Annotated in this window: 13 protein-coding genes and 1 pseudogene; 8 read left to right on the plus strand and 6 right to left on the minus strand. The window is 62.1% G+C overall.

From position 1 onward, the window contains the following. Positions 1-34: 34 nt before the first annotated feature. Together G405_RS15215 and G405_RS0106340 are read right to left on the minus strand one after the other, a co-directional pair. Positions 35-1,777 (minus strand): annotated as a pseudogene (locus G405_RS15215) (DUF885 domain-containing protein). Positions 1,778-1,828: 51 nt separating this feature from the next. Next, positions 1,829-2,689, minus strand: a complete 861-nt coding sequence (locus G405_RS0106340; protein WP_022700671.1) for an SDR family oxidoreductase — start codon at positions 2,687-2,689, stop codon at positions 1,829-1,831. Positions 2,690-2,879: 190 nt separating this feature from the next. On the opposite strand from G405_RS0106340, the gene sdhC reads away from it, so the two are divergent. Genes sdhC through G405_RS0106360 form a run of 4 tightly spaced genes read left to right on the plus strand, consistent with a single transcriptional unit; the run spans position 2,880 to position 6,295 of the window. Beyond that, positions 2,880-3,284 carry a succinate dehydrogenase, cytochrome b556 subunit gene (gene sdhC, locus G405_RS0106345; protein WP_022700672.1) on the plus strand — a complete coding sequence of 135 codons (405 nt, stop codon included), beginning with the start codon at positions 2,880-2,882 and terminating at the stop codon, positions 3,282-3,284. After that, the gene (gene sdhD / locus G405_RS0106350; RefSeq protein ID WP_022700673.1) at positions 3,284-3,661 is read left to right on the plus strand and encodes a succinate dehydrogenase, hydrophobic membrane anchor protein; all 378 of its coding nucleotides are present in this window, start codon (positions 3,284-3,286) and stop codon (positions 3,659-3,661) included. The genes sdhC and sdhD overlap by 1 nt, the downstream gene beginning before the upstream one ends. Before the next feature lie 15 nt (positions 3,662-3,676). Continuing rightward, positions 3,677-5,464, plus strand: a complete 1,788-nt coding sequence (gene sdhA / locus G405_RS0106355; protein WP_022700674.1) for a succinate dehydrogenase flavoprotein subunit — start codon at positions 3,677-3,679, stop codon at positions 5,462-5,464. A gap of 45 nt (positions 5,465-5,509) precedes the next feature. Further along, positions 5,510-6,295, plus strand: coding sequence for a succinate dehydrogenase iron-sulfur subunit (locus G405_RS0106360; RefSeq protein ID WP_022700675.1), 786 nt, complete (start codon positions 5,510-5,512; stop codon positions 6,293-6,295). Positions 6,296-6,354: 59 nt separating this feature from the next. Here the strand turns inward: G405_RS0106360 and G405_RS0106365 are convergent, their stop codons facing one another. From G405_RS0106365 to G405_RS0106380, 4 genes are read right to left on the minus strand one after another with little or no spacing between them, the layout of a single operon-like run. Then, the gene (locus G405_RS0106365) at positions 6,355-7,092 is read right to left on the minus strand and encodes a GDYXXLXY domain-containing protein (RefSeq protein ID WP_022700676.1); all 738 of its coding nucleotides are present in this window, start codon (positions 7,090-7,092) and stop codon (positions 6,355-6,357) included. Continuing rightward, a complete protein-coding gene (locus G405_RS0106370; RefSeq protein WP_028284585.1) occupies positions 7,089-8,213 on the minus strand; it encodes a DUF2157 domain-containing protein in 1,125 nt (374 codons plus the stop codon). Before G405_RS0106370 ends, G405_RS0106365 begins: the two co-directional genes overlap by 4 nt. Before the next feature lie 55 nt (positions 8,214-8,268). Next, positions 8,269-9,105, minus strand: coding sequence for a 1-acyl-sn-glycerol-3-phosphate acyltransferase (locus tag G405_RS0106375; RefSeq protein WP_022700678.1), 837 nt, complete (start codon positions 9,103-9,105; stop codon positions 8,269-8,271). 14 nt (positions 9,106-9,119) lie between these two features. Then, complete coding sequence (locus G405_RS0106380; protein ID WP_040705328.1) at positions 9,120-9,464, minus strand: ArsR/SmtB family transcription factor; 345 nt, start codon at positions 9,462-9,464, stop codon at positions 9,120-9,122. An 87-nt stretch (positions 9,465-9,551) separates the two neighbouring features. Between G405_RS0106380 and G405_RS0106385 the strand changes: the two genes are divergently transcribed. From G405_RS0106385 to G405_RS0106400, 4 genes are all read left to right on the plus strand, one after another. Beyond that, entirely contained in the window at positions 9,552-10,037 is a 486-nt protein-coding gene (locus G405_RS0106385) for an arsenate reductase ArsC (RefSeq protein WP_022700680.1), read from the plus strand. A gap of 2 nt (positions 10,038-10,039) precedes the next feature. Next, positions 10,040-11,113, plus strand: a complete 1,074-nt coding sequence (arsB, locus tag G405_RS0106390) for an ACR3 family arsenite efflux transporter (RefSeq protein ID WP_233345998.1) — start codon at positions 10,040-10,042, stop codon at positions 11,111-11,113. Between the two features lie 122 nt (positions 11,114-11,235). Next, positions 11,236-11,586, plus strand: a complete 351-nt coding sequence (locus tag G405_RS0106395) for a hypothetical protein (protein WP_156861396.1) — start codon at positions 11,236-11,238, stop codon at positions 11,584-11,586. 115 nt (positions 11,587-11,701) lie between these two features. Then, positions 11,702-13,207 (plus strand): CoA-acylating methylmalonate-semialdehyde dehydrogenase, encoded by a 1,506-nt coding sequence (locus tag G405_RS0106400; RefSeq protein ID WP_022700683.1) that lies wholly within the window; start codon positions 11,702-11,704, stop codon positions 13,205-13,207. Positions 13,208-13,276 lie beyond the last annotated feature (69 nt).

Genomic DNA, 13,276 nt, shown 5'->3' on the forward strand with positions numbered 1-13,276 from the left:
CGGTGACCCGAGCGACAACGCCCCCTGAGGCGGACTAGGCCCCCTGATCCGAGATCCAGGTGCGCATCTTGTCTTCGAGATAGCCCAGCGGCACGCCGCCTTCATCCAGAATGCGGTCATGGAAGGCGGCAAGATCGAAGGCTTCGCCCAGCTGGCTTTCAGCGTCCGAGCGCAGTTCGCGGATCAGCAATTCGCCGGTCTTGTAGGCCAGAGCCTGTCCGGGCCAGCTGATATAGCGGCTGACTTCATTGGTAATGTTGAGCGGTGCGAGCGCCGAGTTCTCAAGAAAGCACGCCTCAGCCTCATCCCGGCTCCAGCCATACCAATGGATGCCGGTGTCAGCGACGAGCCGGCAAGCGCGCCACATCTCATAGGTCAGACGACCGAAATGCTCATAGGGCGTTTCATACATGCCCATATCGACGCCCAGAAACTCGGTGTAGAGTCCCCAGCCTTCACCAAACGCGGTGATATAGCCCTGCTTTCGAAACTCGGGCACGTTTTCAAGTTCTTGCGCGATGGCGATCTGGTGGTGATGACCCGGCACAGCTTCGTGCACGGTCAAAGCCGGCAATTCATAGAGCGGGCGCTGATCCAGCCGATAGGTGTTGACCATATAGCCGCCCGCCTGGCCGCTCTCCGCATCCCCGGGCCAATACCGGCCCGTGGTGTAATTGGGCGCGATGGCTGCGGGGACGGGCCGCACGCCATAGCTCAGACGCGGGAGATGGTGGAAAAAGGCCGGCATGGCGTCATCGGCCTTTTTGGCCAGATAGGACGCCGCCATCATCAGCTCACGCTCGGACTGGGCGTAAAACTGCGGATCGGTGCGCAGAAAGTCGAGAAATTCGGCGAAGTCGCCTTCAAACCCTGTCTCGGCGATCACCGCATCCATCTCGGCGCGAATGCGGGCCACTTCGGCCTGACCGCGGGCATGCACCTCTTCCGGCGTCAGATCGAGCGTGGTGTGCTGTTGGACAAGCGCCCGATAAAGGTCTTCACCGCCCGGCAGATCACGCGCGCCCAGGCTGTCGCGGGCGGCGGGCATCTAGGTTTCGGTGAAGAAGGCGTGCAAATCGCGTTGAGCCGGCAGGGCGGAGGTTTCAACCGCCTCGGTCGCTTCCGCCATCAGGCGCTCGCGCTCAGACGCCGGAATTGTCTCAGGCAGATTGCGGATCGGCGTCAGAAGCTCGCTCTCGCCGACAGGCGTGATCTGAGCCTCGATCTGGTCCGCAACGCCTTGCAGAATGGCGCGCGGCTGGGTGAAGCCGGTCTCGATCCCGCGCGTGAGCCAGGCCTGCTGCTCGCCCAGATAGTCGGGCAAGGCATTGAGCTTGGCGATCCAGGCTTCGGCTTCTTCCACTGAGCGCACGCGCGTGGTCAGCGCTGCAAAACTGGCGTTGGTATGAAACCCGCTATCATTGGTGAACGGGATCATCGCCGTGGTGGCCCAGGGAACCGCGACCGCACTATCCAGCTCATAAGAGAGCACAGCATAATTCGCCTGCTCGTCCGCAGGCAGGTCCGCAGGGTCGATGGCGTCGATCCGCTCATCGAACCCGGCCATGCCCGAATCCCAGGCTTCAATCGCCTCAAGGCTCATATCCGGCCAGGAGGCGGCGGCCTCCAGATCACCCTGCCGCGCCCGAGCGCCCAGATCACGCTCGGCGGTGAACGCCTCATAGTCCGCGATCAGCTCTCGGAAATCTTCTGTCGGCGTGGCGAAGGCCGGCGCGGCCAGGGCCAACGCTGCGATAGACGCTAAAACAAGGCGCATGAGTGAAACCTCTCCCCGAAGTGTTACAGGGAGAGTGTCGCTCCTTGGCGATCAGTTCAAGCGCTTCAGGCCCAATTGCGAGGTGATCATCTTGTCCGCCATGCGTCTGGGCATCAGCTTCAGCATCAGGCCTTGAAGCGGCGTCGGGGTCACAACCGTGTTGAGCTTGGGCTTTTTATCGGTCAGCGCGGCATGGATCGCCTGGGCCACCCGCTCGGGCGGCAGGCCGTTCTCGGCGCTGTTGAGCGTGAACTTCAAAAGCCGGTGGATCGCCTTGATAAAATCGGTCTGGCCATATTGCTCGGGATCCAGCTCCTGCGCCTTGTCCCAGATCGGCGTCTTGATGGGGCCTGGATTGATCGCGACCACGTCGATCCCGTACAGCATCATCTCCCGGCGCAGGCCTTCGGTGAAAGCTTCCAGCGCGAACTTCGAGCAGGCGTAGGGCGTCAGGATCGGCATGGCGTGAAACCCCGCCACCGAGGATATGTTCACGATCCGGCCCGGCTGTCCGGTGAAACCCCTCTCAGCGCCGAGAAGCGGTGCGAAGGCCTGGGTGACCCGTAATTGCCCGGTCAGGTTGACGTCCATCTGGCGCGTCATCTCTTCAGGCGGCAAATGCAGCAGCGGACCGGCGACCGCGATTCCGGCATTATTGACGAGACCGGTGAGCGTCTGCCCCGCCAAATCTTGCCGCACCTGCTCAGCGGCTGATTTTATTATGTCTGCATCGGTGACGTCACAGATCACCGGATGCACGTTGTCGCCCAGTTCCGCGCTCAGTCGCGCGGCGTCTTCGGCCTTGCGCACGCCTGCAAAAACGCGCCACCCCTTGTCTGACAAGTATTTAGCGCTGGCATAACCGATGCCAGTGGAAGCGCCTGTAATCAGAACGCTGTGGTTTTCAGACATGCTCTCTCCCCAATCGCCGGGCCTGCAGGGCAAGTCCAGTTCGCGCACAGGGCGCGCAACTAAGAACCGTTTGCAAACACAGCAGCATTCCACACTTTGGTGTGCGTTGACGTTAACCCGGTGCGGATTATTGTCACGCCCGAGTTCCGAGCTGACGGGGCTAATGATTTAAATTAGTGGGGGCCCTTCCATGGCCAATCAATCCGTCGATCCACGACCCTTGTCGCCGCATCTTCAAGTCTGGCGCTGGCACGCCACCATGGCGTCCTCGATTTTTCACCGCGCCAGCGGCTCCATCAATTATATCGGCGCCATTCTGATCACCGTCTGGCTGGTGCTTCTGGCCGCCGGGCCTGACGCCTACGCTGTGTTTGAAAACCTGATGGCCGGCCCTGTGGGTCTTCTGGTCAAGCTGGCCCTGTTCGGCTTCACCCTGTCGCTGGTCTATCACCTGTTTAACGGCGTCCGGCATCTGGTCTGGGATCTGGGCAAGGGTTTCGACCCCAAAGGCTCCAATCAGCGCTCAATGATCATCATCGTCGCCGCCATCGTGGTGACGGTGGGCATCTGGATCCTGGCTGGAGGGATTATCTGATGAGCGATTTTCGCACCCCGCTCGCCCGCGCTCGCGGTCTCGGCTCCGCCAAATCCGGCGTCGGCCACTTCATCGCCCAACGCGTCTCCGCCCTGGCGCTGGTGGTTCTGATCCCGCTGTTCGTCTGGTCCATCGCCAGCCTGCCCAGCGCTGATTATGAAACCGCTCGCGCCTGGATCGGCTCGCCCCTCGGCGCCATCCTGACGCTTCTGACCCTGACTGCGACATTCTATCACATGCGCCTGGGTCTCCAGACGTTGATCGAGGACTACATCCATAAACCGGTGACCAAGGCCCTTCTGCTGAGCGCGAACACGCTGATCGCAGCCGGCCTGTGGATCGCCGCCCTTTACGCCGTGCTGGCGATCGCAAGTTAAGAAGGACGATAATCAATGTCCGCATATGAATGGATTGATCACACTTTCGACGTCGTCGTGGTCGGCGCAGGCGGGTCCGGCCTGCGTGCGGCGCTCGGCGCGGCGCAGGAAGGTCTGAAGACCGCCTGCATCTCGAAAGTGTTTCCCACCCGCTCGCACACCGTTGCGGCCCAGGGCGGCATCTCCGCCTCGCTCGGCAATATGGGTGAAGATGACTGGCGCTGGCACATGTATGACACCGTCAAGGGGTCAGACTGGCTGGGCGATCAGGATTCCATCGAATATCTGTGCCGCCACGCGCCGAAAGCCGTGTACGAGCTTGAGCACTGGGGCGTGCCCTTCTCGCGCACCGAAGACGGCAAGATCTATCAGCGCGCCTTTGGCGGCATGACCAAGAATTTCGGCGAAGGCCCGGTGCAGCGCACCTGCGCCGCCGCCGACCGCACCGGTCACGCCATCCTGCACACGCTGTATGGTCAGTCCCTGCGCCACGCGACCGAGTTCTTCATCGAGTATTTCGTGCTCGACCTGATCATGGATGATGACGGCGCCTGCGTCGGCGTCACCGCCTGGAAACTTGACGACGGCACGCTGCACCGCTTCCGCGCCCAGAAAACCATTCTGGCGACGGGCGGTTATGGCCGGGCCTATTTCTCCGCCACCTCCGCGCACACCTGCACGGGCGACGGCAACGCCATGGTCCTGCGCGCGGGCCTGCCGCTGCAGGACATGGAGTTCGTCCAGTTCCACCCCACCGGCATTTACGGCGCGGGCTGCCTGATCACCGAAGGCGCACGCGGCGAGGGCGGCTATCTGACCAACTCCAAGGGCGAGCGCTTCATGGAGCGGTATGCGCCCAGCGCCAAGGATCTCGCCAGCCGTGACGTGGTTTCGCGCTCCATGACCATGGAGATCCGCGAAGGCCGCGGCGTGGGCGAGCATGGCGACCATATCCACCTGCACCTCGATCACCTTGATCCCGCCATTCTGGCCCAGCGTCTGCCGGGCATTTCAGAAAGCGCGAAGATCTTCGCAGGCGTGGACGTGACCAAGGAGCCGATCCCGGTGATCCCGACCGTCCACTATAATATGGGCGGCATCCCGACCAATTATCACGGCGAAGTGCTGACCAAGGTCGGCGGCGATCCCGACAAGGTCGTCAAAGGCCTGATGGCGGTGGGCGAAGCGGCCTGCGTGTCCGTTCACGGCGCCAACCGTCTGGGCTCGAACTCGCTGATCGACCTCGTGGTGTTCGGCCGCGCCGCCGGTCTGCGCTGCGGCGAGACGGTGGAGGCCGGCGCCAGCCAGCCTGAGCTGTCTGAAAACGCCGGCGCCGACACGCTCGCGCGCTTTGACAAGATGCGTCACGCCGATGGCGGCACCAAGACCGCGACCCTGCGCCTCGACATGCAGCGCGCCATGCAGGAAAACTGCGCCGTGTTCCGCACCCAGGACATCCTGGATGAGGGCGTCAAGCGCATCGCCGACGTCTATCAGGGCGCAAGCGACATCCGCATCAATGACCGCTCCATGATCTGGAACACCGATCTCGTTGAAGCGCTGGAGTTTGAAAACCTCATCGCCCAGGCGTCCGTCACGGTGAATTCCGCGGCGGCGCGTCCGGAAAGCCGCGGCGCCCATGCGCGAGAGGACTTCCCGGATCGCGACGATGAGAACTGGATGAAGCACACCCTGGCGTGGATCAATGAAGACGGCTCGGTCAAACTTGATGACCGTCCGGTTCACGAACACACCCTGTCCAACGACATCGCCTATATCGAGCCGAAGGCGCGGGTCTACTAAGACCCCGCCAACGCTCACAGGCTTCAAGAAAGCGGGAACGACCCCATGGTCCAACTGACGCTGCCGAAAAATTCTCAGGTGAAAAAGGGCAAGGTGTGGCCGAAGCCCGACGACGCCGACCCGAAGAACCTGCGCGCCTTCAAGGTGTATCGCTACGATCCCGAGACCGGTGAAAATCCGTCCTGGGACACGTATTACGTCGACACCTCCAAGTGCGGACCGATGATCCTGGACGCCTTGTTCTTCATCAAGAACGAGATCGACACCACTTTGGCCTTCCGGCGCTCCTGCCGCGAGGGCATTTGCGGCTCCTGCGCCATGAATATCGGCGGGCGCAACACCATCGCCTGCACCAACGGCATCGACGAGCACAAGGGCGCCATCACCATCGCCCCGCTGCCGCACCAGCCGGTGGTCCGCGACCTGATCCCGGATCTGACGCAATTCTACGCCCAGCTTGAATCCATCAATCCCTACCTCAAGACCGATACGCCGGAACCTGAGAAGGAATGGAAGCAGAGCCAGGAAGACCGCGAAGAGCTTGATGGTCTGTATGAGTGCATTCTGTGCGCCTCATGCTCGACTTCCTGCCCGTCCTACTGGTGGAACTCGGACAAGTATCTGGGACCGGCCGCCTTGCTGCAGGCCTATCGCTGGATCGCCGACAGCCGCGATGAAGCGACCGGCGAGCGTCTCGATGATCTTGAAGATCCCTTCAAGCTCTATCGCTGCCACACCATCATGAACTGCACCAATGTCTGCCCGAAAGGCCTGAATCCGGCCAAGGCCATTGGCAAGATCAAGGAATTGATGGTCGAACGTCAGGCCTAAGGCCTGCGCCATCGCTGATGATCAAACGCCCCGGTCTGATGATCGGGGCGTTTTTTTATCTAGGCGTCGCGCTCTAATGTCAGTCGGGGCCCGGTCAGGCTGTCATACAGACGCTGACCATCCAGATAGAGCCCCTTGATCACGGCCTCACCCGTTTCAGAGACGGACAGGATTACCCCGTACTCTGGAATGTCCGCCCGAGGTTCATCGGCAAGGTCAAAATCCTCGCACATCCAGGACTGTTCGAACCGGTCAGGCGCGGTTTGCTGGAGGTCCCGGCAGGTTTCCCACCGATCCCGCCGACCTTGCATCGCGTTCGCCGTTTGAAAGTCGGTCTGCAGAGCGATCGCCGTTTCGGGGTCGGCGAAATACTGGCTAGGCAGGTCAAAACGGACCCAAAAGACCTCAGGCTCTTCGCCTTCAGGGGCGTAGGCTTCGACCAGTTCCGCTTTCAGGAACGGCGCGCCGGCCGCTGCCGCCGCTTCGCGTGTTGCGAAGACAGCGCCGGGCATCGCGAACAACTCTGAGGGATTGAGCGCCACATAAACGGTTTCGCCGGTCTGAAAGTCTCGCGGGTCTCGCCTAGGCACGGACACGTCCCGATCACCAAAGTCGCGATAGTTCAAGATGGCGTAATGGCCAAAGAACACGTCGCGCGGATCCACCGGATTGGTCTGCAGGATGACTTCACGCCCTGATGACCGAGCCGTTTCATGGGTAAGGGTCATCCAGCCCAGACCCCCCAGGATCACAGCCAGACCAATCGCGGCGCGCGCAAGGAAAGAGACCTTGATCATGATCCAGGCTCCCGGGCTTTCGCCAGCATTCGGTTGGTCACGATCAACAATGCGGTCAACGCGCCGCCGAACACAATCAGGGTCAAACCGGCCGTGACCAGGTTTGTGGAATAGGTGAAGATGATGATCGCGGCGCCGATGAAACCGAACACGCCGGCGCCGCGTAGCCAGCGTCGGCCGGGCGCCGCGCCGTACGCGGTCAGACCCGCGAAAATCGCCAGGCTGAACGCAGCGATCACCATCATGATGTCACTATTGAGCACCCGCTCAGTTCCCAGCCCGGCCAGCAAGAACCCCATGGCGGCCCAGCTTGCCCAGCCCGCAAAACTCCTCAAGGCGAAGACCGTTTTAGAGCGGGCGAGCGCCTCTGAAACAAGGGCGAGACCCGCCCACAGAGCCGCCAGGGCATAGGCCACCCGGATATCGTCTTCTGCTCTGAACTCATCCAGAAACAGCTCAACGACATTCCAGCTGACCCAGACGATCACCGTCAGGAACACAACATTGAGCAGACCCAAGGATCGCCATGTCCATCCCAGCGCGCCTAGACCGACCAGCACGGGGATCACCCAGATCGGTTCAGGCAGGCGCGTGAGTTCACCGGCTTCACCAAAGTGAAACAGGCTCCACAGCAAGGCCAGAAGCGCTGTCCCCGCGCCCGCCAGGGGCGAGCGCAGCATCACTGTGATCAACAGGCCGATCAGGGTCCACAGACTCAGGAACGCCGAGCTGGTGGAACTGGCGTGATAGAGCTGGCCGATGACAATCACGCCCCCACCCGCCAGCAAAACGGCGATGGCGGCGGTGATGTTGGACGCCAGATACAGTGCGCGATCGCGCAGGTAACCGGCTGCAAGCATGGCGGCGCTGATCAGAAAAGCGGCCAGCCCAAGCCGTATGATACCGGTCAGTGCAGACCAGTTCGCAGCTATTACGGTGATGACGCCCAGTCCGATGACCAGCCCGGCCAGACTGGCCAGTATGGGAGAGGACGGAGTCGATGGGGATTGCGCACGGGCATGATCACCGAGCGCTTTCGCAGTCTGCGCATCAATGAGCCCATCCTGAACCCAACGATCAAGGTCCGCCATCAAACGCTTGAGATAGCTATCTGCACGCATGACTGTCTCCCTCGCGGGGGAGTTTAGATCAACTGGACCAAAAGAGAACGGATTTTCAGGCGGTGCGGGCGAGCCCCTGGCTGCACAGCCGCAAGGTCTCGCTCGCCACCTGTTCGTCACCGGCCAGAGTCAGCGGATCCAGCGGCGCTCCGAAATTCAACCGGTAGTGCGCGCCTTTCTTGGCCAGAAGTTCGTGAAACACGGTCATATGGCGCAGTTCTTCGTGGATCAGACCCAGGCCGTAAAACCACAGCGACATGCGCTGTTTCACCCCCAGCGAGATGATCGGCGCCTTGAATTTGCGCGCCAGGCTAACGGCGGTGGGCTGCCAGCTATCATCGCGCAGCGACAGGGTGCGCCAATCCCACATCGACATCCGCCCCGCCGGAAACACCACCACGCACCGCCCGTCCTGAAAGGCGGTGATGGCGCGTTTGAGCGTATCGCGGGTCTTCTCGCGGTTGCGGTGGCCTTCGCGCCACTCCACCGGGATCACCACATCCGCCAGACCTTCGCAGACCCGGATCGCGTCGCGGTTGGCGAAAAACACCATGTCCGGACGGCGGGCTTTCAGCGCCTGCCACACGGCGATCCCATCTGAAATACCGCCGGGATGGTTCGCCGTGATCACGCAGGGGCCGGTCTCGGGCACATGATCGAGACCGTCCACACTGGCGCTCATGCTGAGGAAATCCTGCGCCCAGTCCATCGCCTCGCGACCCGATTTCTCGACCAGGGCGTCGGCGATCGAGCGCGCCCTTTGATACCCCAGCAAGGGATAGAAGACGCGTTTGATCAGCGGCCACGCCCAGGGATTGGCGGACAGGCGCACCGCCCGCTCTTCAATCAGCTGGTCCACCACATGGCTTTGGGTCAGGTCCGTCCCGGTCATCTGGGCATGGACGCCTAGCAGGCCTCTTTATGCAAGCCCGTCAGTTCAGACACCTGCAAGTCGCACACGTCCGGATTGCCGTCGCAGCATTCCATGATCAGGAAATTGAGCAGACCGCGCACCGCCGACAGCGCCGCGAAATAGTATCGCCGCCGTCCATCCCGACGCACATCCAGCAAGCCCGCAGATACCAGAACCGTCAAATGGGCGGACAGATTGCTGGGCGTCACTTGCGCCTTGACCGCCAGATCACCCGCTGACACGCCCTCTGGACCCGCATTCATCACGGTACGGAAGACTATCAGGCGCGTTTCATGCGCCAGGGCGGCGAACTGGCTGGCGGCGATCTCTGAGGCCAAGGTCGACTCTTTCACTTCAACTATTCCTGAAATATAAGAGGATCGATCATAAACCCTCTCCTGCTTCGCGCAAATCGGGATCCTGCGATGAACCTTCTCGTCCTCTGCACCGGCAATTCCGCTCGCTCAATCCTGGCGGAGGCGCTCTGGGAGTCACTGAGCGGCGAACAGCTTACCGCGTATTCCGCTGGCTCAAAACCCACGGGAAGCCCCAACGCGTACGCGCTGTCGACCTTGCGCCGCCACGGCCTCAAAGCTGAAGGATTGCGCTCCAAAAGCTGGTCTGAATTTGAGGGTGAAGATGCACCCGAAATTGATGTGGTGATCACGGTTTGCGACAGCGCCGCTTCTGAAGCCTGCCCGATCTGGCCCGGCGCGCCAGTGAGAGCGCATTGGGGCTTGCCGGATCCCGCAACCGCCCCGGATGGTCCACAGGCGGAAGCCGCCTTCGAAGCGACGTTCCAGGCGCTCAAATCCCGCATCCAGGCCTGTCTGGCCGCCGGACTCATGACAGCTGACCCCAAAGACCGGCTCGCCATACTGTGCGCCGCTCATGAAGGCGCGTCGTCATGAGCATGGATCAGACACCGGCAGAGACCGCACCGGGCGGTATCGGGTTTTTCGAAGCCTGGCTGTCAGTCTGGGTCGGCGGCGCCATCGTGTGCGGCGTCAGTCTCGGCGTCGTGTTTCCGCAAGGATTCGCCTGGCTCGCCAGCCTCCAGATCGCCAATGTGAATCTGCCGGTGGCGGTTCTGATCTGGCTGATGGTCTTTCCGATGATGGTGAATATTGATCTGGCGAGCTTGCGTCAGATCGGCGACCGCCCCAAAGGCCTCGCCATCACGCTGGTCGTGAACTGGCTGATCAAGCCCTTCACCATGGCGGGCCTCGCAGTGGTGTTCTTTGAGTTTGTGTTCGCCCCCTTCCTCAACCCTGCTGACGCCCAGGCCTATATCGCCGGGCTGATCATTCTCGGCGCGGCGCCCTGCACGGCGATGGTCTTTGTCTGGTCGCAACTGACCAAAGGCGACGCGAACTACACCCTGGTTCAGGTCGCGGCCAATGACGTCATCATGGTGTTCGCCTTCGCCCCCCTCGTCGCGCTGTTGCTGGGTGTGACCGAGGTGAGCGTGCCCTGGAGCACGCTGCTGCTTTCCGTCGGGCTTTATGTGGTCGCGCCCCTGACCGCAGGCGCGCTGGTGCGATACGTCCTGACCCGAAAGCGTCCGCCCATGGAAGGCGATGCGGCGGTCCGCGCTTTCACAGCCCGCGTCAAGCCGCTCTCCATTTCAGGGCTGATCGCCACAATGGTGATCCTGTTCGGTTTTCAGGGACAGACCTTGCTCGCGCAACCCGTCGTGATCGCCATGATCGCGGTTCCATTGCTGATCCAGTCTTATGGAATTTTCGCGCTGGCCTACGCTGCGGCCTATGTCGCGCGGGTGCCGTTCAACATCGCCGCCCCCTGCGCGCTGATCGGCACGTCAAACTTCTTTGAGCTCGCCGTGGCGGTGGCGATCTCGCTCTTCGGGCTGAACTCCGGCGCGGCGCTGGCGACCGTCGTGGGCGTACTGGTGGAGGTTCCGGTCATGCTGTCGCTGGTCGCCCTGGCCAATCGCACACAGGCCTGGTTCCCCAGCTCCAGGTAATCCGGGTACGGACCTTCCAGGCCCGCATCGCCTTTATGGTCCTGTCGGGTGACTCTGGCAGCGGCTCTGATACGATGAATTCACAAGCCATCCGGCCAGATTTTGTGCACCAGGAGCGTTTCATGCTGTTCGCCTTCATCAGTCTCAGCCTGCTCCTGCAAGCGGCCCCGCCCGAGGGCGGCGTCTATACGCTGTCAACAGCGTCGCAAAGCTGCGAGATCTTGCTGGACGCGACCGCCGCGCCCCTGCCGGAAACCAATCTTGATCAACGTGACGCTTCAGGCTTTGCGACCGCCATGCCCAATTGCCCGTCTGGCGTGTCCGCCACGGCGTTCTGGAGCTATTCTGACACGGCGCACACGCTGAGCCTGTTCGACCCGAGCGGCGCGACAGTGTTCTCCGGCGTTTTCGCCGAAGAGGGCTGGAGTGGAGAGACCGCCCAGGGACAACCCGCCAGCCTGTCGACCCGCTAGCGCTCACATCCTCTGCTGGACGCTCGACAAGCCGCCCTGCCGGGCGTTAAACCCAGCCCAGATCATAACCACACGCGCCGGCGTCCACCCAAGACCGGCCGATGGAGGAAGCCTCATGTCCGCACACCGCGATATTCACCATTTCATCAATGGCAAGGCCGCGCCCGGCGGCTCAAACCGCTTTGGCGATGTCTATGATCCCAATACAGGCGAGATCCAGGCCAAGGTCGCGCTCGCCAGCGTCAAGGAAATGGACGAGGCGGTCGCCATCGCCAAGGCGGCGCAACCGGCCTGGGCTGCGGTGAACCCCCAGCGCCGCGCCCGCGTCATGTTCAAGTTCAAGCAACTGCTTGAAGAGAACATGGAGGAGCTCGCGGTCCTGCTGTCCACCGAACACGGCAAGGTCGTCGCCGACGCCAAGGGCGACATTCAGCGCGGCCTGGAAGTGATCGAATTCGCCTGCGGCGTGCCGCATCTGATGAAGGGCGAGTACACCGAAGGCGCCGGCCCCGGCATCGACGTCTATTCCATGCGTCAGGCTTTGGGCGTGGTGGCGGGGATCACCCCGTTCAACTTCCCCGCCATGATCCCGATGTGGATGTTCGGCGTAGCCATCGCCTGCGGCAACGCCTTCATCCTCAAGCCGTCCGAGAAAGACCCCTCCGTTCCGGTGCGCCTGGCTGAACTGATGACCGAAGCGGGCCTGCCCGACGGCATCCTGAATGTGGTCCATGGCGACAAGGAAGCGGTGGACGCCATCCTCGATCACCCCGACATCAAGGCGGTCAGCTTTGTGGGCTCTTCCGATATCGCCCAGTATGTCTATTCGCGCGGCACCGCTAACGCCAAGCGCGTGCAGGCCATGGGCGGCGCCAAGAACCACGGCATCATCCTGCCCGACGCTGATCTGGATCAGGTCGTGCAAGACCTTGTGGGCTCAGCCTATGGCTCGGCCGGCGAGCGTTGCATGGCGCTGCCCGTCGCGGTTCCCGTGGGCGATGACACCGCCGATCGCTTGCTGGAAAAGCTGATCCCCGAGATCGAGAAGCTGACCCCCGGCGCTTCCACGGATCCCGACGCCCAGTACGGCCCGGTCGTGTCGCAGGCGCACAAGGACAAGGTCGAAGGCTATATCCAGATGGGCGTCGACGAAGGCGCGAAGCTCCTCATCGACGGCCGGAACTTCAAACTGCAAGGCCATGAGAAGGGCTATTTCATCGGCCCGTCCCTGTTTGACCATGTCACCGCCGACATGAAGACCTATCGCGAAGAAATCTTCGGCCCGGTGCTGCAGATCGTGCGCGCCAAGGACCTCGAGGAAGCCGCCAAGCTGCCCAGCGAACACCAGTACGGCAATGGCGTGGCGATCTTCACCCGCAACGGCCTGGCGGCGCGGGAATTCGCCTCCAAGGTCAATGTGGGCATGGTGGGCGTGAACGTGCCGATCCCGGTGCCGGTGGCCTATCACACCTTCGGCGGCTGGAAGCGGTCCTCCTTCGGCGACGCCAACCAGCACGGCATGGAAGGCGTGCGCTTCTTCACCAAGATCAAGACGGTGACCCAGCGCTGGCCCACCGGCGAAGTGTCTGACCAGGCCTTCATCATCCCGACGATGGAGTAGGGCCTGCCAGCCGTGACCACAAGAAAGCCCCGGTGAAAACGCCGGGGCTTTCTTGTGGTCACGGCTCAA

The organism is Oceanicaulis alexandrii DSM 11625 (assembly GCF_000420265.1).
Taxonomy (GTDB): Bacteria; Pseudomonadota; Alphaproteobacteria; order Caulobacterales; family Maricaulaceae; genus Oceanicaulis; species Oceanicaulis alexandrii.